The organism is Glaciimonas immobilis (genome assembly GCF_011947285.1).
Lineage (GTDB): Bacteria > Pseudomonadota > Gammaproteobacteria > Burkholderiales > Burkholderiaceae_D > Glaciimonas > Glaciimonas immobilis.
This window is the reverse complement of the sequence record NZ_JAAOZT010000016.1, coordinates 1-20,349: the sequence shown is the minus strand read 5'-3', so window position 1 is coordinate 20,349 and position 20,349 is coordinate 1. Positions and strand designations below refer to the sequence as shown.

20 protein-coding genes and 1 tRNA gene are annotated in these 20,349 nt (G+C 50.2%); 7 read left to right on the top strand and 14 right to left on the bottom strand.

What is annotated here, in order from left to right; translation table 11 throughout:
• The first annotated feature begins 217 nt into the window (after positions 1–217).
• Positions 218–1,603, top strand: a complete 1,386-nt coding sequence (locus HAV38_RS19815) for a TAXI family TRAP transporter solute-binding subunit (protein WP_245182479.1) — start codon at positions 218–220, stop codon at positions 1,601–1,603.
• Positions 1,604–1,678: 75 nt separating this feature from the next.
• Here HAV38_RS19815 and HAV38_RS19810 read toward each other — a convergent pair whose 3' ends face one another.
• Positions 1,679–2,431: a hypothetical protein gene (locus HAV38_RS19810; protein WP_168057140.1), complete on the bottom strand. Its 753-nt coding sequence runs from the start codon at positions 2,429–2,431 to the stop codon at positions 1,679–1,681.
• Between the two features lie 233 nt (positions 2,432–2,664).
• On the opposite strand from HAV38_RS19810, the gene prfB reads away from it, so the two are divergent.
• The 3 genes from prfB to HAV38_RS19795 all read left to right on the top strand — a co-directional run bounded on the left by prfB (position 2,665) and on the right by HAV38_RS19795 (position 6,426).
• Positions 2,665–3,769, top strand: a protein-coding gene (prfB, locus tag HAV38_RS19805; RefSeq protein WP_168057139.1) for a peptide chain release factor 2 whose coding sequence is annotated in 2 segments (ribosomal slippage) — positions 2,665–2,745 and positions 2,747–3,769 — 1,104 coding nt in all. Because the reading frame shifts where the segments join, the coding sequence is not laid out codon by codon here.
• 183 nt (positions 3,770–3,952) lie between these two features.
• Entirely contained in the window at positions 3,953–5,479 is a 1,527-nt protein-coding gene (gene lysS / locus HAV38_RS19800; protein ID WP_168057138.1) for a lysine--tRNA ligase, read from the top strand.
• 260 nt (positions 5,480–5,739) lie between these two features.
• Entirely contained in the window at positions 5,740–6,426 is a 687-nt protein-coding gene (locus HAV38_RS19795; protein WP_168057137.1) for an outer membrane lipoprotein, read from the top strand.
• A 211-nt stretch (positions 6,427–6,637) separates the two neighbouring features.
• On the opposite strand, the gene iscX is transcribed toward HAV38_RS19795, so the two are convergent.
• The 9 genes from iscX to iscR form a co-directional block, all read right to left on the bottom strand.
• Positions 6,638–6,832, bottom strand: coding sequence for a Fe-S cluster assembly protein IscX (iscX, locus tag HAV38_RS19790; protein ID WP_168057136.1), 195 nt, complete (start codon positions 6,830–6,832; stop codon positions 6,638–6,640).
• 23 nt (positions 6,833–6,855) lie between these two features.
• Complete coding sequence (gene fdx, locus HAV38_RS19785) at positions 6,856–7,194, bottom strand: ISC system 2Fe-2S type ferredoxin (protein ID WP_168057135.1); 339 nt, start codon at positions 7,192–7,194, stop codon at positions 6,856–6,858.
• Between the two features lie 75 nt (positions 7,195–7,269).
• Complete coding sequence (gene hscA, locus HAV38_RS19780; protein WP_168057134.1) at positions 7,270–9,135, bottom strand: Fe-S protein assembly chaperone HscA; 1,866 nt, start codon at positions 9,133–9,135, stop codon at positions 7,270–7,272.
• Between the two features lie 4 nt (positions 9,136–9,139).
• Positions 9,140–9,754 carry a LysE family translocator gene (locus HAV38_RS19775; protein ID WP_168057133.1) on the bottom strand — a complete coding sequence of 205 codons (615 nt, stop codon included), beginning with the start codon at positions 9,752–9,754 and terminating at the stop codon, positions 9,140–9,142.
• A 61-nt stretch (positions 9,755–9,815) separates the two neighbouring features.
• Entirely contained in the window at positions 9,816–10,331 is a 516-nt protein-coding gene (gene hscB / locus HAV38_RS19770) for a Fe-S protein assembly co-chaperone HscB (protein ID WP_168057132.1), read from the bottom strand.
• Positions 10,332–10,458: 127 nt separating this feature from the next.
• The gene (gene iscA, locus HAV38_RS19765) at positions 10,459–10,782 is read right to left on the bottom strand and encodes an iron-sulfur cluster assembly protein IscA (protein WP_108442383.1); all 324 of its coding nucleotides are present in this window, start codon (positions 10,780–10,782) and stop codon (positions 10,459–10,461) included.
• Positions 10,783–11,010: 228 nt separating this feature from the next.
• Positions 11,011–11,415: a Fe-S cluster assembly scaffold IscU gene (gene iscU, locus HAV38_RS19760; RefSeq protein ID WP_168057131.1), complete on the bottom strand. Its 405-nt coding sequence runs from the start codon at positions 11,413–11,415 to the stop codon at positions 11,011–11,013.
• Between the two features lie 94 nt (positions 11,416–11,509).
• Positions 11,510–12,763 carry an IscS subfamily cysteine desulfurase gene (locus tag HAV38_RS19755; RefSeq protein WP_168057130.1) on the bottom strand — a complete coding sequence of 418 codons (1,254 nt, stop codon included), beginning with the start codon at positions 12,761–12,763 and terminating at the stop codon, positions 11,510–11,512.
• 18 nt (positions 12,764–12,781) lie between these two features.
• Positions 12,782–13,267, bottom strand: coding sequence for a Fe-S cluster assembly transcriptional regulator IscR (gene iscR, locus HAV38_RS19750; protein ID WP_168057129.1), 486 nt, complete (start codon positions 13,265–13,267; stop codon positions 12,782–12,784).
• A gap of 376 nt (positions 13,268–13,643) precedes the next feature.
• Between iscR and HAV38_RS19745 the strand changes: the two genes are divergently transcribed.
• Positions 13,644–14,513: a TetR/AcrR family transcriptional regulator gene (locus HAV38_RS19745; RefSeq protein WP_168057128.1), complete on the top strand. Its 870-nt coding sequence runs from the start codon at positions 13,644–13,646 to the stop codon at positions 14,511–14,513.
• Here HAV38_RS19745 and HAV38_RS19740 read toward each other — a convergent pair.
• Both HAV38_RS19740 and uvrB read right to left on the bottom strand, forming a co-directional pair.
• Complete coding sequence (locus tag HAV38_RS19740; RefSeq protein WP_168057127.1) at positions 14,505–15,335, bottom strand: uracil-DNA glycosylase family protein; 831 nt, start codon at positions 15,333–15,335, stop codon at positions 14,505–14,507. The two genes, HAV38_RS19745 and HAV38_RS19740, sit on opposite strands and share 9 nt — an antisense overlap.
• A gap of 139 nt (positions 15,336–15,474) precedes the next feature.
• Positions 15,475–17,571: an excinuclease ABC subunit UvrB gene (uvrB, locus tag HAV38_RS19735; RefSeq protein WP_168057126.1), complete on the bottom strand. Its 2,097-nt coding sequence runs from the start codon at positions 17,569–17,571 to the stop codon at positions 15,475–15,477.
• 281 nt (positions 17,572–17,852) lie between these two features.
• Between uvrB and HAV38_RS19730 the strand changes: the two genes are divergently transcribed.
• Positions 17,853–19,070, top strand: coding sequence for an amino acid aminotransferase (locus HAV38_RS19730; protein WP_168057125.1), 1,218 nt, complete (start codon positions 17,853–17,855; stop codon positions 19,068–19,070).
• 129 nt (positions 19,071–19,199) lie between these two features.
• Positions 19,200–19,275: transfer RNA gene (locus HAV38_RS19725), tRNA-Asn, on the top strand.
• Positions 19,276–19,393: 118 nt separating this feature from the next.
• Here the strand turns inward: HAV38_RS19725 and HAV38_RS19720 are convergent.
• Both HAV38_RS19720 and HAV38_RS19715 read right to left on the bottom strand, forming a co-directional pair.
• Positions 19,394–19,774 carry a hypothetical protein gene (locus HAV38_RS19720; protein WP_168057124.1) on the bottom strand — a complete coding sequence of 127 codons (381 nt, stop codon included), beginning with the start codon at positions 19,772–19,774 and terminating at the stop codon, positions 19,394–19,396.
• 82 nt (positions 19,775–19,856) lie between these two features.
• The gene (locus HAV38_RS19715) at positions 19,857–20,099 is read right to left on the bottom strand and encodes a hypothetical protein (RefSeq protein WP_168057123.1); all 243 of its coding nucleotides are present in this window, start codon (positions 20,097–20,099) and stop codon (positions 19,857–19,859) included.
• Between the last annotated feature and the right edge of the window lie 250 nt (positions 20,100–20,349).

Genomic DNA, 20,349 nt, shown 5'->3' with positions numbered 1-20,349 from the left:
TGATTCTTAGTCTTGATTCTTAGCCTTGATTGTTAGCCTTGATTCTTAGCCTTAATTCTTAGCCTTGATCGCTAGCGTCGACTGGATGGCTGCTGATAATTGCTGCAGCCAGAACATACGGTAACGAAGAAACACCGCGAGCACAGATGATTTGTTAGCTTGAACACTGCAGCAAAGCAGACGATAGTGTTTTGATACCAACCGGCCTCCCGAACCTATGCCCAGACCACGCCCGCCCCTGCATCGCATTCAAAAACCACTGATGACCCGCAGACGGTTACGGATGATTATCGTGTGTGGCGTGCTATTGCTTTCGGGCGTGATCTGGTTGTTGATTACCATTTTAAAACCTGCGGTACAGCGCACAATTGTCATTACTACGGGGGCCGATGGTGGGATTTATCACGGTTTTGCAGAGCGTTATGCAAAAGTGTTGAAGCGCGAAGGAATCACCCTTGACATACGCCCGTCATCCGGTGCTGTTCAAAATTTTGATCGACTCAAGGATGCGCATAGCGCGTATGAAGTCGGCTTCGTGCAGTCTGGCATCGGCGATGCAATGGATGCCCCCAATTTGCAAACCATTGCCGCTGTATCGTACGAACCCATCTGGGTGTTTTATCAGGGAACCACCGCCATCGACCGACTATCGCAGTTGCAAGGTAAACGTATCTCGATAGGCGTTCCCGGGAGCGGCCTGCGCATTGTGGCGAGCGATTTACTCAAGCAAAATGGCCTGACCCAACAGAACACCAGGCTGCAGGAACTGGGCGCACATAAAGCGTACGACGCGCTTAAAAACGGCAGCCTGGACGCGGCATTTTTTATTGGCCGCCCCGATTCGCAGATGATGCAAACGCTGCTGAGAAGCGATCTGAAGCTCATGAATTTTGTACAGGCCGACGCGCTGGTGCGTCAATTTCCAGCACTGTCAAAGGTGACCTTTCCCCGTGCCTCCACCAGTCTGGCGGACGACTTGCCGCATACCGACGTAACGTTATTAGCTGCAACCGCGTTGCTGGTATCTAAAGAAGCGCTACATCCGGCGCTGGTCTATTTACTGCTTGATGGCGCTAATGAAATCCATGCGGGGCAGGACTACTTCACGCCGCGCGGATACTTTCCCAATCAGAATGCGGAAGACTTTCCGATCTCGGATGAAACCAGGCGCTATTTCAAATCGGGGCGTCCATTCTTGCAACGCTATCTGCCGTTCTGGCTAGCCAATTTTATTGAACGTCGATTTATTATTTTATTGCCGTTTATGGCGTTATTATTCGGATTGCTTCAGGTCATTCCAAGGATCTATGCTGCCACGATGAGAAAGCGGCTGGTCGTCTGGTATCGCGAAATAAAATCTCTGGAAGATGAAATATGGGCCACCAAAAATCCGACCGAGGACCACGTAAGGCAGTGGCGACGTGAGATCGAAGAAATTGATGCCAACGCCAATCAAATCAATATTCCGCAGCAGTATTTTGGCGACGTGTATGCGCTCAAACAAGCCATTAGTGTGGTCCGCGCACGGATCACCACCGTCGCGGCCACCGTCGCCCATACGCCACCGCATGCCGCGATTACGGTGACGACGGATCAGATATAAGCATCGGCAATGTTTTGGATAAAAAATGTACTAACGGTTCCAATAACGACCGTTAAAAAGCACAGTAAGTTTGCTTTAGCGTACGGGCAAGAATTGCAAGAACGTTCCACCCACTAAATTTTGAGCGTAAGTTATACCTGCACGCCGGTATTTCTCAATCACAACCACCGACAACAAATCAATCCGGCCAATGATCTTGCCGAACTCTCGCTCGAAGCTCAGATTGTGCTCGGCGTCCGAAATATCGTTGGATAGCAACAATATCTGACCAGCCGGACTGCGGCGGCTACCCAAAATCCATGTCGCGATTTCCATGTTACGTGCCGCGTTATAGAGATATTGCGCATTTAGACCATCGATTAGATAAAAGGACGTTTTACCACCATGCGCAGTAATCATCATGTCGCCGGTAGCATAAATAAACGCGGCAGCACGGTCGCCCTGAAAATTGGCGTCGAGTGCCAGCGACAGTGCCGCGATGTCATGTTTGCCTTGCAACTCGGCCCATGGCTGGTGCGCTTCTAGCGAATTCCGCACACGCTTGATCGCGTCTTCACGGCTCGACGCAGTCTTTTTCCATTCGGCGGGATTGCGCCGGTACAACTTGTCCAGCAAGCGATAGAGACTATCCAGATTGTCGCGCATGGCAAGGGTGGCGACCCGGTTCACGTCTGATTGCGCCAGCTCGCCAGCGGTTACGGACGCGCCCTGCACTTCGCCATGTGGTGTCGGCGGCGGTGTAAATAACCCGCAGCCTGCGAGCGTAAAGGTTAATGCAACGCCTAACGCTAAAGGATAGATAGTTTCTTTTTGGAACTTTTTTGACATAATTCGATTATCTTTTGTACAGTAAAAAATAGAACTAAATGTTACAAAGCCCTTACCGGCTTGTAAATTGCTCCCGCTCTGAGACCCCAAATCTGACAAAAGTTCACATTAACTCAACGATAGACGCCGAATTACTGATCAGAACGTGGCTTCGCCGATGGTTTTAGGTTCTATATGCAGTGTCTCGCCTAGGTGTCGCGTATAATTTAGGGTTTATCGCAAGAGACATGATCATGGAAGCCGAACGCTTAAATTCCCTGCAAGCCCTCCTCGCCGACCTCACCTCGCGTGAGACTGAATTACGGAGGTATCTTTGACTTCGATACTAAAGTAGAGAAACTCGATCAAGTCAATGGTGAACTCGAAGATCCGGAAGTCTGGAGTGACCAGAAACGCGCTCAGGAACTCGGGAAAGAAAAGAAATCATTAGAATCTATCGTCTTTACCCTGACGAAGATTGAGTCCGAACTGCGCGATACCAGCGATCTGTTTCAGATGGCACGCGACGAACAGGACGAAGACACCGTAGAAGCCGTGGAAGCCGATACCGAAGAGCTCAAAAAGCTGGTCGAAGGATTGGAATTCCGACGCATGTTCAACAATCCGATGGACCCGAATAACTGCTTTATCGATATCCAGGCCGGTGCTGGCGGTACGGAAGCACAGGATTGGGCATCGATGTTGCTGCGCCAGTATTTGCGCTATTGCGAACGCAAGGGTTTCAAAGTCGAGATCATGGAGCAATCTGACGGCGAGGTTGCCGGTATCAAGACTGCGACATTAAAAGTAGAAGGCGACTATGCCTACGGCTTTTTGCGTACTGAAACTGGCGTACATCGGTTGGTCAGAAAGTCGCCTTTTGACTCGGCCAATGGTCGTCACACGTCGTTCTCCAGCTTGTTCGTTTATCCGGAAGTCGATGACTCGATTGATATTGACGTCAATCCTGCCGACGTCCGGGTGGATACCTATCGTGCATCCGGCGCAGGTGGTCAGCATATTAACAAGACCGACTCCGCTGTCCGTTTGACGCATGGCCCGTCCGGTATCGTCGTCCAGTGCCAAAACGACCGCAGTCAGCATCGTAACCGCGCAGAAGCGTGGGATATGCTGAAAGCCAAGTTGTATGAGCTGGAATTACGCAACCGCATGACCGAGCAACAAAAGCTTGAAGACTCCAAGACCGACGTCGGCTGGGGTCATCAGATTCGTTCGTACGTGCTGGATCAGTCGCGCATTAAAGATTTGCGCACCAACTTTGAGAGTGGCAATACCAAAGCCATCCTCGACGGCGATCTGGACGACTTCATTGCTGCGTCGCTAAAGCAAGGCGTCTAGCGTATTGACTGCGGTATCGACTACATGAAATGCAAGGCCGAATCAGGAAGGTAAACGTTGCGTCGGGTGCATTATTACCGGACGCAACGATGGCACATTCCGGCGATGTAAAACCCGCCATCAATTCGGCACCCGTTGTTCCAGCAACCGCTATCCCACAGTACCAATCAAAAAGAGCCTGACATGACGACAGACAATCTGCCACAACCTGTCCCACAAGACGAAAACAAAATCATCGCCGAACGTCGCGCCAAATTAACTGCGCTGCGTACCCAAGGCGTGGCATTCCCGAACGACTTTCGACCAAAGCAGAAAGCTGCCGACCTACACGCGCAATACGCGGAGATGGAGAAGGAAGAACTAGAAGCCGCCGATGTCAAGGTTGTAGTCGCCGGACGCATGATGTTAAAACGCGTCATGGGCAAGGCCTCGTTCGCAACTCTGCAAGATGCCTCCGGCCCTAAAGCCGATGGACGGATTCAGTTATTCATCACCAAAGAACTCGCTGGCGAAGCAGAATACGAAGCCTTTAAACATTACGATCTGGGCGACATTCTGGGTGCAGAAGGCACACTGTTTAAGACTAAAACTGGTGAGTTGTCGATCAAGATCAACGTCCTGCGCTTGTTGACCAAATCGTTGCGCCCGTTGCCGGACAAGTTTCACGGTCTGTCGAATCAAGAAACCAAATACCGCCAGCGCTACGTTGACCTGATCATGAGCGAAGAAACACGCCGCACGTTCAAGGCCCGTACCGCCACGATGTCGTCAATCCGCCGCTTCATGGAAAAAAACGACTTTATGGAAGTCGAGACGCCAATGTTGCACACCATTCCCGGCGGTGCGGCTGCAAAGCCTTTCATCACTCATCACAACGCACTCGACATGCAAATGTTCTTGCGTATCGCGCCGGAATTGTATTTGAAGCGTTTGGTAGTCGGCGGTTTTGAGCGGGTGTTTGAAGTCAATCGTAACTTCCGTAACGAAGGCGTATCGCCGCGTCATAATCCAGAATTCACGATGATGGAATTCTATGCGGCGTATGTGGACTATCAATGGTTGATGACGTTCACCGAACAAGTCATTCGTCAGGCCGCCATCGATGCGCATGGCACAGCCACACTGACCTATCAAGGCCGCGAACTGGATTTGAGCAAGCCGTTTGAACGGCTGACGATTGTTGGCGCAATCAATAAATACGCGCCACATTATGAAGATGCGCAATTGCACAATGCCGACTTTATCAAAACTGAATTGGTAAAATTCGGTGTCAAACCATTCGCCACCGCCGGACTAGGCGCGTTGCAACTGGCGCTGTTTGAAGAAACTGCAGAAGCGCAATTGTGGGATCCCACCTACATCATCGACTATCCGATCGAAGTATCGCCGTTGGCCCGCGCATCTGACACGCTGCCCGGTATCACTGAGCGCTTCGAGCTGTTCATGACTGGCCGCGAAATCGCCAATGGTTTCTCAGAGTTGAATGACTCCGAAGATCAGGCAGCGCGTTTTCAGGCGCAAGTGGCTGCCAAAGATGCTGGTGATGAAGAAGCGATGTATTACGACGCTGACTATATCCGCGCACTGGAATACGGTTTGCCACCGACCGGCGGTTGCGGTATTGGGATTGATCGTCTGATGATGCTCATCACCGATTCGCCAAATATTCGTGATGTGATTTTGTTCCCGCATCTGCGTCGGGAAGATTAGTCCAACATCGACTAATCCTGTAATCGGTTCTTGAGATGCACCAAATTGCTGCCGCCGCTAACTCCGGCGGCAGCTTGCGTTTACGTCGTTAATATGAAAATAATAATAAAATAAGTTAATAAAAAAACCTTATTTATAAGGCAAAAATTTGTACATTGCGTTACAAGCAATTACATCTGAAACATTCTCCTGTTAAACTTCCGTATCAGAATCCCTGATAATGATGTCACCGAGTACAAAATACATCCCAGGAGAGAATAATGTCGGATACAACACCAAAAAGCCGGATACACCCCCTTGTCGCCACCGCCGCTATTGCAGTAACAGCCCTGTGTCTGGTTGGCGTCGCGGCAGTGACTGGTCTGCTACCATCGTCTTCAAGTACGCCCTCACCTGGCACTGCCATGACAGCACCGATGACGGCACCAGTGAATGGTACTAACGGTAATAATAATCTGGCACCACCTAATCTGGCGCAGCAGCCACCGCAATTGGCGAATCAAAACGCCTATCCTGAGCAAGCCCCGCCACTGCATTACGCCCCTAAAAAGCACACTGCCCCGCGCCCTGCTTACGCTGATCAACAACCGCCTCCGGTGGCGCAAGCACAGGTTTGCTACAGTTGTGGTCGGGTTGAGTCGATTGAAGCCGTTCAGCAAGCTGCCAAACCAAGTGGTTTAGGCATTGCGGCTGGCGCAATACTCGGCGGCGTTCTCGGTCATCAGGTGGGACATGGTAATGGTAATACGCTGGCTACCGTTGCCGGGGCCGTTGGCGGAGGCTTTGCTGGTAATGAGGTTGAAAGTCGCACCCGCACTTCTACCACTTATCGCGTACGTGTCCGGATGGAGGATGGCAGCTCGCAGAGCTTCCCACAATCTGCACAAGAATGGCGCGTGGGCGATCCAGTGCGTGTAGTAAATGGTCATCTGGAAGGACGCGGTTAACCTTTCCACGAAGTTTTAAAGTCTCTAATAAAAAACGCTGTCGTTACGTTAAACTAGCGACAGCGTTTTTACGTTAAGGTCAGAGCGACGCTTTACATTATTCATCAACATTAATAGCGTAAATTGTACGACCTTGAGTGCCAGCCGGCCATCCGACAATTTATAAACCAGCAATAAATCTTACGATTTACGTATGCGGCCTCTGCCTTAATTACGTGTATTCATCTATCCAGGCCAGTTGAATTGCTTCCAGAATTTTTTCACCGGACCGATTTGGCTCATCGTCAAATCCTTCCAACTCACAGACCCAACGATGCAAATCAGTAAAGCGAATCGTCGTCGGATCAACCTCCGGAAACTTATCGTAAAGCGATTGTGCTATGTCCAGCGTGTCAATCCATTTCATGGCGCTCATCCTTTTCAAACCAGTTAATGGTTTTCGCTTGCATGATTGATCGTGTATTTTGGAATTTCGACCACAAGGTCTTCATCCCCTACAATCGCCTGACAGGATAGACGTGATGTTGCTTCCAGTCCCCAAGCCATATCGAGCAAGTCTTCTTCTTTATCGTTTAACTCGTTGAGCGAGGCATAGCCTTCACGGACGACAACGTGGCAAGTGGTACAGGCGCAGGATTTTTCACACGCGTGTTCGATGTGGATGTCGTTTTGTAGCAAGACATCGCACACCGTTTGACCGGCGACGGTCTCTAATACAGCGCCGTCAGGACAGTAGGTTGGATGGGGTAGTACGACAATTTGAGTCACGGGAATTACCTCTGCAATATTGAGTGTTATGAACTAATGTATAGCGCTAATCTAGACGGATTTTATGTGATTTAACTATGTGATTTGATCGAGTGTTTTACCTGTGAGTGCATCATGCACGCTGCGATCCATGCGACGCGCGGCGAACTCTTCGGTACCCCGCGCTAACGCGTCCACAGAAGCCTTGATCGCCAGATGATCGTTATCCTTAGCCTTAGCGCGGACGTCGACAATCAATGCAGCAATCGCGACCTGCTCTTCTTCAGACAACAACGCGGCGTCATTGTGTAGCGCCGACTCTGTCGCCAAAACGATCCGCTCGGCTTCGACTTGTTCTTCTCTCAGCGCACGCATCTGCATATCTACATCGGCGGAGGTAAAAGAATCCTGCAACATTTTCGCAACCTGATCATCTTCCAGACCATACGACGGCTTGACGTTGATGGATGCCTCAACGCCTGAGCGCAACTCACGCGCAGAAACAGATAACAAACCATCCGCATCGACCTGATAGGTTACCCGAATACGTGCTGCGCCGGCCGCCATCGGCGGAATGCCGCGCAATTCAAAACGTGCCAGTGAACGACAGTCACTGACCAGTTCACGCTCACCTTGCACAATGTGTACGGCTAACGCGGTCTGGCCGTCTTTGAAGGTGGTGAATTCTTGTGCACGGGCGCAAGGGATGGTCGAATTACGCGGGATAACTTTTTCAGCAAGACCACCCATGGTTTCAATCCCAAGTGACAATGGAATCACGTCCAGCAACAACCAGTCATCGCCGGGAGCACGATTACCCGCCAATAAATTGGCTTGAATCGCCGCGCCTAATGCCACTACTTTGTCGGGGTCAATATTCGCTAGAGGGATGGTCTTGAAAAATTCACCTACCGCCTTGCGAATCGCTGGCATGCGCGTAGCACCGCCAACCAGCACAACCCCGTCGATATCGTCCGCATTGATATCGGCATCGCGTAAGGCCTTGCGCGTTGGCGTCAAGGTTTTGGCAACCAGATGCGCGGTCAGCTCGCCGAAGATTCCGGCAGTCAGCGTCAAATGTACCTGCTCGCCTGAACTTAACGCAGCATCAATCGTGACTTCTGTTTTAGATGAAAGTAATTCTTTGGCTTCGCGTGCCTTGACCATCAAGACCCGCGTATCGCTATCCGATAGCGGCGCGAGTTGCGATTGCTGGCTAATCCAGCAAAAAATACGATGGTCGAAATCATCGCCGCCAAGTGCGGAATCACCGCCAGTCGCCAGCACTTCAAACACGCCTTTGGTCAATTTTAATATTGATATATCAAAAGTACCACCGCCAAGATCGTAGACAACGTACACGCCCTCCGACGCATTATCCAGGCCGTATGCAATCGCCGCTGCGGTAGGCTCGTTCAACAATCGTAAAACGTTGATACCGGCCAGTTGCGCCGCATCCTTGGTCGCCTGACGTTGCGCATCATCAAAGTATGCGGGCACAGTAATCACCGCACCGACCAGATCATCACCCAGTGCGTCTTCGGCCTGCTGCCGCAACGTCGCCAAAATCTGGGCAGAAATTTCGACTGGACTTTTTACGCCCGCTATCGTTTTGATTTGGACCATCCCCGGCGCGTCCTGAAAATCGTAGGGCAGATTCTCAACATAAGCGATATCTTTCAGGCCGCGGCCCATAAAGCGCTTGACCGAAACAATCGTATTTTTCGGGTCAGTGGTTTGCGCAGCTTGCGCTTTGTAACCGATATGCGCGTGGCCGTTGGGCAAATAACGCACGATGGACGGCATTAACGGCCGTCCTTCTTCGTCATTCAATACTTCTGGAATGCTATTGCGAACCGTCGCTACCAGCGAGTTAGTTGTACCAAGATCGATCCCGACCGCTAACCGATGCTGATGCGGTGCGGTGGACATGCCTGGTTCAGAGATTTGAAGAAGAGCCATAGTTTTATTCCGGGAGAGCGATACGAATACCGAGTGCGATAAACGCCGAGCCAGCCAATCGATTCAGGTAAGTGGCGGCCGATGCTTTGCGTTGAAAAAAAGCGCCGACCAGACCAGAGAAACAGGCAATCACGCTAAAAATAGCAAGCGCCTGCAAAATAAACACCGCGGCAAGCAACAGCATCTGCGCTGGAATATGGCCAGCGCGTGCGTTCACAAACTGCGGTAAAAATGCGATAAAAAATAAGGTTACTTTAGGGTTCAGCATATTTGCGATCACGCTTTGCCAATAGATGCGGGACAATTTTATTGCGTTAGCCGAGCCTTGCAAATGGATCGCTGCGTTTGAACACAATGTGCGTACGCCAAGGTAAATCAGATAGCCTGCGCCAGCATATCGCAACAACGCATACGTCGTCGGCGACGCTTTGATCAGTGCAGCAAAACCGAAAACGGCCAACATCGTATGAAATAACAGCCCGGAGCTAAATCCCAGCGCCGCGACCAAACCAGCTTTTCTACCCTGAGAAATTCCACGGGTCAGAACGTAAATATTGTCCGGACCGGGTGCCAGCGTCAACGTCATCGCTGCAAGTAAGAACAACCAGACTTCAGGCATGCTAGGTCTCTATGTACGTTAGAAGCTTTTTTTCTAAGGCTCTTTATAAGCGTTATTAATTTCAAGACTCAAGCAGAGAAAATGTATTACTTATTTCTTCGCCGAATTTCTCCAGAAACATTAATTGCCGCACATATTGCGCGGCCTTTTCAAAATCTTGCGCATCCAGTGTCGATGCAATCTGAAGCAGGTCTTTGGTCCGCGCTATACGCAATGCTTTATCCAGTCGCTCCAGCGCCTCAATATCTTTGGCGTCCCGCGCATCTTCCAGCGCCTCGCGCCACTCCATTTGCTGCATCAAAAAACTGCCGGGCATGGACGTGTTCGATTCTGCCTGCAGGTCAACACCGTTCAACTCACACATATAGGCGGCGCGCTTGAAAGGATTTTTGAGGGTCTGATAAGCCTCGTTGGCACGCGTCGCCCATTGCATCGCGACACGCTTTTCTGCGCCGGTCGCATTGGCAAACCGATCCGGATGGATCTGGTTCTGCACCTCGTGATACGCCTGTTCAAGCGCCGTGAGGTCAAGCGAAAATTGCTGCTGAAGATGGAACAGGTCGAAGTGGTTTTGCATATTTACTTAAAACAAAAGCCTGTTCTACAGCAACAGGCTTAATTAATCCATCAGTGGGCGCGGCATCCATACAATTTAACCAGCAACAGCTCCATGCGCGGAGCCGGACAATGCATGATTGCTCACATTAAATAGTAAAGCTTTCGCCGCAGCCGCACTCATCCTTGACGTTTGGATTATAAAACTTAAAGCCTTCGTTCAAGCCTTCGCGGGCAAAATCTAGTTCAGTACCGTCAATGTAAGGCAAGCTTTTAGGATCGACAAAAACCTGAATCCCATGCGACTCAAACACCGCATCTTCAGTTGTCTTTTCATCGACATATTCCAGCTTATAAGCCAATCCGGAACAACCAGTAGTGCGCACACCAAAACGCAAGCCAATACCCTTGCCACGTCTTTCGATGTAACGATTGATATGCTTTGCCGCTTTTTCAGTGAGAGTAATTGCCATAACCTGTAATCTCTTTCTGTTACTTTTTTTTATTAGCCACAGTCATTGTTCAAAAAAATGCGAGAAGTTGCATTCCTTCAAATCAACATCAACGCTAACCCGGACTTACGCAAAGCCGTCCCAGCAACGAACTTGCCCACCTGCCAACGCAAACAGTATGTGCTTACCTGGTCGCGCAGGTGGCTAGGAAAGCGCAACGCCGCTGGGCGTTGCGTAAGTCCCACCCAATTAAGCAGCTTGTTGATGTTGGATGATGCCGTGTTTAGCTTTGTAGTCTTCAACCGCCGCTTTGATCGCATCTTCTGCCAAAATCGAGCAGTGAATCTTAACCGGCGGCAACGCCAACTCTTCAGCAATTTGCGTGTTTTTGATCGACATCGCCTGATCCAGCGTTTTGCCCTTGACCCATTCGGTCACCAGTGAAGACGATGCAATCGCCGAACCGCAACCGTAGGTTTTGAACTTCGCATCCAAAATCACGCCATCTGCACCGACTTTGATTTGCAGCTTCATGACGTCGCCACACGCTGGGGCACCGACCATACCGGTGCCGACAGTTTCATCACCTTTTTCGAACGTACCAACGTTACGCGGGTTTTCGTAATGATCGAGAACTTTTTCTGAATAGGACATTTTGCTACTCCTTGTTATGGAACTTGCAGCTTCACTGCAAAAAATACTGGAATCAGCTGGCTATCGCTTAGCTATTTTTAGCCATTGTTAGCTATTAGTGGGCTGCCCACTGGATCGAGCTAATATCAATCCCGTCTTTGTACATATCCCACAGCGGCGACAATTCACGCAGTTTAGCGACTTTTCCTTTGATCAGCTCAATGGTGAAATCGATTTCTTCTTCTGTCGTAAAACGACCGATAGTAAAACGGATCGAGCTATGCGCCAGTTCATCGTTGCGGCCAAGTGCACGCAAAACATAAGACGGTTCCAGACTGGCCGAAGTACAGGCCGAACCGGACGACACCGCGATGTCTTTGATCGCCATGACCAGCGATTCGCCTTCGACATAATTGAAGCTGATGTTCAGGTTGTGCGGCACGCGGTGATCCATATCACCGTTGACATACACTTCTTCCATCGTCTGCAAACCTGTTGCCAGACGATCACGCAGTGCTCTGATACGCACTAATTCTGTCGCCATTTCATCTTGTGCAATCTGAAACGCTTCACCCATACCCACGATTTGGTGGGTTGGCAATGTGCCGGAGCGCAAACCACGCTCATGACCGCCGCCGTGCATTTGCGCTTCCAGACGTACCCGCGGCTTGCGTCGCACGTACAACGCGCCGATACCTTTCGGACCGTAAGTTTTGTGCGCGGTGAAAGTCATCAAATCGACTTTCCATTTTTCCAGATCAATTTCAAGCTTGCCAGTTGCCTGCGCTGCATCACAATGGAAAATAATGCCTTTTTTGCGGCATAGTTCACCGATTTCGGGAATCGGCTGGATCACGCCAATTTCATTATTAACCAACATCACCGATATCAAAATCGTGTCCGGACGAATTGCGGCTTCCAATTGCTCAACGGTAATTAAGCCATTATCTTGCGGTTGCAAATAAGTAGCTTCAAACCCCTGGCGCTCCAGCTCACGTACGGTGTCCAGCACAGCTTTGTGCTCGGTTTTGACCGTAATGATGTGCTTGCCCTTGGTCTTATAAAAATTTGCTGCTCCCTTTAGTGCAAGGTTATTGCCTTCAGTCGCGCCAGAAGTCCAGATGATTTCACGCGGATCAGCCTTGACCAGCGCAGCGACTTGCGCACGCGCATCCTCGACCGCTTTTTCTGCAGTCCAGCCATACATATGGCTACGTGAGGCCGGATTACCGAATTGCTCACGCAGGTACGGAATCATCTTATCGGCAACACGCGGATCAATCGGCGTGGTCGCGGAGTAATCCATATATATAGGGAAGTGCGGTGCCTTCAATGTATCTATCAGGCTTTTTTCCAGAGGTGCGTTCATACTTTTTCCAAGCTCCAATCAAGCAACCAGGTGGGAACGATGCATTACCACCACATTTTGTTCAGGGGGTTTCGGTTTTTGGTGCGCAATTTGCTGATCCACCAAGTCTTTCAACGATACCGAATCCAGATATTCAACCATTTTTGCGTTCAACGTTGACCACAGATCATGCGTCATACAGCGGCCGCCGCCTTCTTGATCCGGGCTGTGGCAGTTTTCTTTACCGCCACACTGTGTCGCATCAAGCGGTTCATCCACGGCAATAATAATATCGGCCACCGTGACATCTTTGGCAGGGCGGGCCAGATTGTAGCCCCCACCCGGTCCACGTACCGATTCCACTATCTTGTGCCGACGTAACTTGCCGAACAACTGCTCCAGATAGGATAACGAAATTTCCTGTCTTTCGCTGATCGCTGACAATGTGACGGGACCGTTGCCTTGGCGCGATGCCAGGTCAATCATCGCAGTTACCGCAAATCGGCCTTTCGTAGTCAAACGCATGGAATCTCCGATCGTAAAACGCTCTTTATTTCGCTGTCTTTAATTCTCTGTTTTTAATTCTTTACTCGTAATACCTGAATAATTTTGTCTAGTATAACAAACTTGAGTGAATCCGTCAGGTATTACCCCATTCTGAAAAACAACCTAATTAATCAATAACTTATCCAATATATTTAGCTGAAATTCTATTTTTAAAGCGCGAACTATTTTCTTCTTTTTGAGACAAATACTTAACTTGCACGGTTCGGGCGGTTTACCCTCTGGATAACGTGCTAAAAAAGAGGAAAAGTCCGGGATTCTTTAAAACAAGCAATCAAACTAACGCCCGATCAAACTATAATATCGCCCCTTTCGGTCTTTTTCAGAACCACGACGTATGGCAACCCGCAAATCCAAAACACCGCAGTCACCGACCCATAGAGCCGAGAGAAAACGCGCCGATATTCTTAAGGCCGCCGGAAAATGCTTCCGAAAAACCGGCTTCCACCAAACGTCAATGCAAGAAATTTGTAATGAGGTCGGGCTCGGGCCAGGCGCGGTGTATCGATACTTCACTGGCAAGGACGCGATTATCGCCGCAATGGCGGAAGATGAGCGCCGTCAGGCCCGTACGATGCTGAGCGGATTTCACGACACCGACGATTTGCCACAAGCGCTCCATGCCATTACGCAGGCTTTCGCCGAACGGTACGCGGAGACTAGCGACGCGGGACTGATGACAGAGATCTACGCAGAAGGCCTGCGCAACAAAAAGGTCGGCGCGATTATTAAAAAAGCGGAGTCAGAGTGGGTGGACGGACTTGCCGATATGTTGCGTACAGCACAACAGCGCAAACAAATCGACGTGCAACTCGATGCCGGGCAAGTTGCGCTGTTACTCACTGCTATGTGGGATGGCCTTGTGATCCGTCAAGCGTATACCCAGAATCCACCAGAAGTGCTGCTGGGGTTGTTTAATAGCATGCTAAAAACCTGGTTGACTCAGGGTGCCGCGCCGGAAACGCCCGTCAAAGCGAAGCCTGCGCCCAAAATCAAACCTCCCGTCGTCAGGCCCGTAACCGAAAAAGCGGCCCAAAAAGTGGAGGATGACTTCCGTCAAGCCAACCTGTTCATGCCGGACAAGAAGAAAAGCAAAAAATCTCCTGCCGTGCCAGAAGTCATTGAACGCACTCAGTCTGAGTTTGACATGACCATTGAGGACGAAGAAGCGATAGAAACCGATCTCCGTCAAATGAGTTTAATTTAAACGATCTTTTACATTATCCAATGTTCCCCATGCGCGTTTGCGCAGCAAGTACATAGGGCCGAATAGCGCCTGCATTCCGCCATTGCCGATAAAAGTCAGGTTATAAGGATGCTCAGCCACGATCTTCGGAAATTGCGCCGCCACAGGTAGTGCATGCAATTGTTCAGCAATCTTGCCCCACAAAACGAGCGTCGGCAATGCGCCATCCGCCCGTTGCGCCAAGCCACGTAAAACAGCCTGCAAAAAAGGCACCCAAGGTTTTGCCTCTTTGACCGGCGGCACCGAAGCCCGAAATACCAACGTTGCATTCAGTAGCAGAAAGCCCTCCTCGACCAGATTATTTTGCAAATCGGGCAATGTCTGAATGATTTCCGAATCGCTCTTTTGCGCCCAGGATGCAGCCTGCACCATCGCGTCGCCCGTGGTACTGTCGAGCGACAACTGGCCATTCGCGACCAATAGCATTTTCATAAAATTGCGCAGCGAGGTTGCCCGATTGACCGGTTTGGAAAGCCCTTTCTCAGACCATAACGCGCCGACCGCACCGTCCATAAAGCACACTCCGGTCGCACTCCCCTCACGCGGATAAGGTCCCTCGCCCACCAACACATATGTAACAGCATTCAACGGCAATGCAAAAGCTGCAAACAGACGTCGCTCAGTCGGCAAATAATCGGAAAGCACCAAATCGGGCAGATAGTCGGGGTGCAACGCTGCCATCGCCAGTAAGCCCTCCATTAAGATCGGCTGCCAGGATGGATGCGCCAACTTCAGCGCCAGGTGGATTTCAGGAGGTATCGATGTAATGGATGTATCACGCATAAATGAATAACTTTAAACCTTAACAAATGCATAAAAGAATAGTTAAATACTATTAAATTTTTCATTAAAAACCAATAAACAGATCTCAATTTATTGGTTTTATGATTCTATAATTTGAATGAACATTCAATTTTAATGCTCAGGCAAACGGTACAACATTATCCACACCTGGCGCACCGAATAATTGCTGCTTTAAGTGATGCATCTGATCACGCACCTGTGCCGCCTTCTCAAACTCCAGATTCTTCGCGTGATCGCTCATCTGCTTCTCAAGCCGCTTAATTTCCTTGCTAAGCTGTTTCTCGCTCATCGATTCATATTTGGTGCGGTCTTGCGCTGCATGCAACTCTTCCCGCGCCCCTTGCACGCTATACACGCCATCGATCAGATCGCGGATTTCCTTGCGAATACCGACCGGCGTAATGCCATTCTCCAGATTAAAGGCAACCTGCTTGGCGCGACGTCGCTCAGTCTCGTCAATCGCACGACGCATCGAATCCGTCATCTTATCCGCGTACAGGATCGCCTTACCATTTAAGTTACGGGCTGCACGCCCTATCGTTTGAATCAGGCTTCGCTCAGAGCGCAAAAAGCCCTCCTTGTCCGCATCCAAAATCGCTACCAGCGACACCTCAGGAATATCCAGACCCTCACGCAATAAGTTAATCCCGACCAGCACATCAAACGTACCCAAACGCAGATCGCGAATAATTTCCACGCGCTCGACGGTTTCAATATCACTATGCAAATAACGCACCTTGATACCGTTATCGCTGAGAAAGTCGGTCAGTTGCTCTGCCATACGCTTGGTCAGCGTCGTCACCAGCACGCGCTCATTTTTCTTGATGCGAGCGTTTGCTTCGGTCATCAAATCATCAACCTGACTCAATGCCGGACGCACTTCAATCAGCGGATCGACCAGACCGGTTGGGCGCACCACCTGCTCTACGACCTGATCGGCATGTTGTTTTTCATAATCGGCTGGCGTCGCAGAAACAAAAATCGTCTGCCGCATCTTGCCCTCAAACTCATCAAATCGCAGCGGCCGATTATCCAGCGCCGATGGCAAACGGAATCCGTAATCAACCAGATTGGTTTTGCGCGCACGGTCACCGTTATACATGCCGTTAAGTTGTCCGATCAGCACGTGCGACTCATCCAGAAACATCAATGCATCTTTTGGCAAATAATCAACTAAAGTTGGCGGCGGTTCACCCGCTTTTGCCCCGCTCAAATGACGCGAGTAGTTTTCAATTCCTTTAGTAAAACCAATTTCCTGCATCATCTCCAAGTCAAATCGGGTGCGTTGCTCGATGCGCTGCTCTTCGATGAGTTTGTTTTCGCGACGGAAAAAGTCCAGCCGCTCGCGCAACTCGTCCTTAATCGTCTCAATCGCGCGCAGCACCGTACCGCGCGGCGTCACATAATGCGATCCCGGATAAATCGTAAAGCGTGGAATCTTTTGCTTAACGCGCCCTGTGAGGGGATCAAACAGTTGCAGGCTGTCGATCTCGTCATCAAACATCTCAATCCGCAATGCCAACTCTGCATGCTCCGCCGGAAACACATCCACTGTATCGCCACGCACGCGGAACGTGCCCCGCCCAAAATCGATCTCATTGCGGGAGTATTGCATCTGAATCAACCGGGCAATCAGATCACGTTGGCTTAACTTATCCTTCACCCGCAGGGTCAGGATCATCTGATGATATTCGTTCGGATTACCGATACCGTAAATCGCCGATACTGTTGCCACAATCACCACATCGCGTCGTTCCATCAGCGATTTTGTACATGACAAACGCATCTGCTCGATATGCTCATTGATCGATGAATCTTTCTCAATAAACAAGTCGCGTTGCGGCACGTAGGCCTCAGGCTGGTAATAATCGTAGTAACTCACGAAATATTCCACCGCGTTTTGCGGAAAAAATTCCCGGAATTCACTATATAGTTGCGCCGCCAACGTCTTGTTTGGCGCAAAAACGATGGCCGGTCGCCCCATCCGGGCGATGACGTTAGCCATCGTATAAGTCTTGCCCGAGCCCGTTACGCCCAGCAAAGTCTGATAAAACAGGCCGTCTTCGATGCCCTCAGATAACTTATCAATCGCCGCGGGCTGATCTCCGGCGGGCAAAAAAGGCTGGAACAATTTAAACGGCGAATTCGGAAACGTGACGACTTTAGAATCGTCTACCGGGTTTGGAACGGGTACAAGTTGTGATTTGTCAGCCATGGGCTTCGACCTTTGGTAGAATAAGCGGTATTAATTTCGCGCCGAGTCGATTGTGATCCGGCACAGCATTTAACCTGGAGTCTGTCGGACTGCAGGAGTCGAAGCGAGAAATGGGATGGGCGAGGACTGATTTTGCCGGATTCGCAGCACCAATAGCGCGCTATTGGTCAAGCAGTTGGCGAAATATCGAGCGCTCACGTCATTTTGATGCCGATTCCCACAGTTCGACGGATTCCGTGCTGCAAACCTCCTGTTGGCAGCTAACTTTTAATGTTATCACGATGAACGCTCCTCTTTCAGCATCCCTGTTTACTGCCATCGAAATGGCGCCACGCGATCCTATCCTTGGCGTTACCGATGGTTTTAATTCTGACAAAAATCCACAAAAAATCAACCTCGGCGTTGGCGTTTATTCCGATGACGATAGCAAAGTGCCATTACTACAATGCGTACGCAAAGCCGAAGCACAATTGATAGAAAAGCTGTCGCCGCGCACTTACCTGCCTATCGACGGTCTGGCCGCCTACGACAAAGCCGTGCAAGAACTGGTATTTGGGGCCGACAGTGCGGTAATTACAGAGAAGCGCGCAATTACCGTGCAAGCCATCGGCGGCACCGGCGCGTTGAAGCTGGGCGCAGATTTTCTCAAGCGCTTTTCTGCAGAAAACACGCAAGTTTGGATCAGCGATCCAAGCTGGGAAAACCATCGCGCATTGTTTGAATTTGCTGGCTTCACCGTCAACAATTATCCGTACTACGACGCAGCCACACGCGGCGTTAATTTCGCGGGCATGCTAGACGCATTGAAAACAATGCCACGCGGCGCAATTGTTCTGCTACACGCTTGCTGCCACAACCCAACCGGCGCAGATCTCTCCAGCGACCAGTGGACCGAAGTCATTCAGGTCGTTACCCAAAACGGCTTGGTTCCGTTTCTTGACATGGCGTATCAAGGTTTTGGCGATGGCATTGATGCCGACGGCGAAGTCGTACGTCGCTTCACTGACGCTGGCTGCCCACTGTTCATCTCGAACTCATTCTCCAAATCCTTCTCGCTATACGGCGAACGCGTCGGCGCACTAAGCATCGTCGCCACGACCGCAGAAGAAGCCGGTCGCATCCTGTCGCAACTCAAGCGCGTCATCCGCACCAACTACTCCAACCCACCGATACACGGCGGTCAGGTAGTCGCTACGGCGCTGGCATCGCCAGAACTGCGCGCATTGTGGGAAGAAGAGCTAGCCGGCATGCGCGTACGCATCCGTGAAATGCGCGAACTGCTCGCCAAGAAATTGAAAGAACAGGCACCAGCGCACGATTTCAGTTTCGTCACCAAACAGCGCGGCATGTTTTCATACACGGGTCTCACCAAAGCCCAGGTAGAAAAACTGCGCGATGAGTTCTCAATTCACACTATCGATACCGGCCGTATTTGTGTTGCTGCATTAAATACGAAAAATATTGATTATGTTGTAGCATCAATTGCAAAAGTCCTTTAATATAGCGGCTCTTTAGGACGAAGACGAAATGTGTTTTTAAAACGTTTTCAAACTAAAAAGATTGCAAATTAAATGACAAAATGTTTGACAGTATGAATGTTTTGAAACTATAATTCTGCTTCTTTCTTTTCCCTGATAGCTCAGTTGGTAGAGCGACGGACTGTTAATCCGCAGGTCCCTGGTTCGAGTCCAGGTCGGGGAGCCAGAATGCAAGCCGTTGTGCGAGTGATTGCACAGCGGCTTTTCTGCATCTAAAGCACGTTATATCAGACACCTGTCTGAAACCTCCCCTCTTCCATCCTTGCAGCTGCGGCTTGTAATGCTCAGTTGCAAATTTCGCGTACCGATCCACTATCAAACGCGAGTTCCAGCTTCACAAATCTTTTGTCGATCGACTGCCATTCGTCCCATGCCATATGAAGCAAGTTACGAATCAGCGCCAAATGGTGATTCACCGTCGCAGGTTTATTTCTCCGCTTGAGTTCACCTGGCACAATGGTCCACCCTACATCGCCGGTAAGATGCAACGGTGCCCAACTTTGACGCAGGACACTCTCAATGCGTTGAGCAAAGTCACCCCGATACCAAGATAGTGCGCCGCTTGTTCCCTGTTCCGGCAACGAATAGCAGGCAAAGGCAGTCCTGGGTCTTCCATGATTAGTAGCCTTGCGTTTGCCGGCGATATTCCTTCGCAGCCGAATCATTTTCTAATTCGTCAGCCAACGGGAAATTGAGTGCCGTGTTGTACCTACGCTGAAGGATTTCAACTTTTTCGAGAAATAATTCTCAATGACACACGCCAAGTCCATACGCCTGATTGTCCAACACGCTAAACGCGGCATCTCCCAGCGCGTTAAGTGCGACATTAAAATCCGTCGCCCCGATCAAGGCCCCAAATGACGCAACAACACTCAAGGCACGACGCGCTACCCATTCTTTACTTGGAGCGCGGGATGGCGAATATTCGCGCAATAGCGGTCCACCTGGGCTTTTGACGCGGCTCAGCGCTGGCAAGGCCGTAGATCCCAACGTAGCAGCATTGCGCGCCCTAGTTCTTCAGCAGCTAAACACCGCGGTGCAACTTTGCAATACCGCCGATGGATGCAGAAGAGAAACCTTTCCAATGCAGGTTTGTCAATTAGTGGCGCCGCAAATTAATTGCACAAAGACTGATCATGAAACTGCAACAAAACTTTGGGACTGTTAAAAATGTGGGGGGGGGGTAATTGCCTATAATCATGATGAGCAGAGTGCTCGGGTGTTGGAAATGAGGGGGGAG

What these genes read in the sequence shown, in the direction of transcription:
- HAV38_RS19815 (WP_245182479.1), top strand. Translation starts at nt 218, where the DNA reads ATGCCCAGACCACGCCCGCCCCTGCATCGCATTCAAAAACCACTGATG.
- HAV38_RS19810 (WP_168057140.1), bottom strand. Translation starts at nt 2,431, where the DNA reads ATGTCAAAAAAGTTCCAAAAAGAAACTATCTATCCTTTAGCGTTAGGC.
- lysS (WP_168057138.1), top strand. Translation starts at nt 3,953, where the DNA reads ATGACGACAGACAATCTGCCACAACCTGTCCCACAAGACGAAAACAAA.
- HAV38_RS19795 (WP_168057137.1), top strand. Translation starts at nt 5,740, where the DNA reads ATGTCGGATACAACACCAAAAAGCCGGATACACCCCCTTGTCGCCACC.
- iscX (WP_168057136.1), bottom strand. Translation starts at nt 6,832, where the DNA reads ATGAAATGGATTGACACGCTGGACATAGCACAATCGCTTTACGATAAG.
- hscA (WP_168057134.1), bottom strand. Translation starts at nt 9,135, where the DNA reads ATGGCTCTTCTTCAAATCTCTGAACCAGGCATGTCCACCGCACCGCAT.
- HAV38_RS19775 (WP_168057133.1), bottom strand. Translation starts at nt 9,754, where the DNA reads ATGCCTGAAGTCTGGTTGTTCTTACTTGCAGCGATGACGTTGACGCTG.
- hscB (WP_168057132.1), bottom strand. Translation starts at nt 10,331, where the DNA reads ATGCAAAACCACTTCGACCTGTTCCATCTTCAGCAGCAATTTTCGCTT.
- iscA (WP_108442383.1), bottom strand. Translation starts at nt 10,782, where the DNA reads ATGGCAATTACTCTCACTGAAAAAGCGGCAAAGCATATCAATCGTTAC.
- iscU (WP_168057131.1), bottom strand. Translation starts at nt 11,415, where the DNA reads ATGTCCTATTCAGAAAAAGTTCTCGATCATTACGAAAACCCGCGTAAC.
- HAV38_RS19755 (WP_168057130.1), bottom strand. Translation starts at nt 12,763, where the DNA reads ATGAACGCACCTCTGGAAAAAAGCCTGATAGATACATTGAAGGCACCG.
- iscR (WP_168057129.1), bottom strand. Translation starts at nt 13,267, where the DNA reads ATGCGTTTGACTACGAAAGGCCGATTTGCGGTAACTGCGATGATTGAC.
- HAV38_RS19745 (WP_168057128.1), top strand. Translation starts at nt 13,644, where the DNA reads ATGGCAACCCGCAAATCCAAAACACCGCAGTCACCGACCCATAGAGCC.
- HAV38_RS19740 (WP_168057127.1), bottom strand. Translation starts at nt 15,335, where the DNA reads ATGCGTGATACATCCATTACATCGATACCTCCTGAAATCCACCTGGCG.
- uvrB (WP_168057126.1), bottom strand. Translation starts at nt 17,571, where the DNA reads ATGGCTGACAAATCACAACTTGTACCCGTTCCAAACCCGGTAGACGAT.
- HAV38_RS19730 (WP_168057125.1), top strand. Translation starts at nt 17,853, where the DNA reads ATGAACGCTCCTCTTTCAGCATCCCTGTTTACTGCCATCGAAATGGCG.
- HAV38_RS19720 (WP_168057124.1), bottom strand. Translation starts at nt 19,774, where the DNA reads ATGATTCGGCTGCGAAGGAATATCGCCGGCAAACGCAAGGCTACTAAT.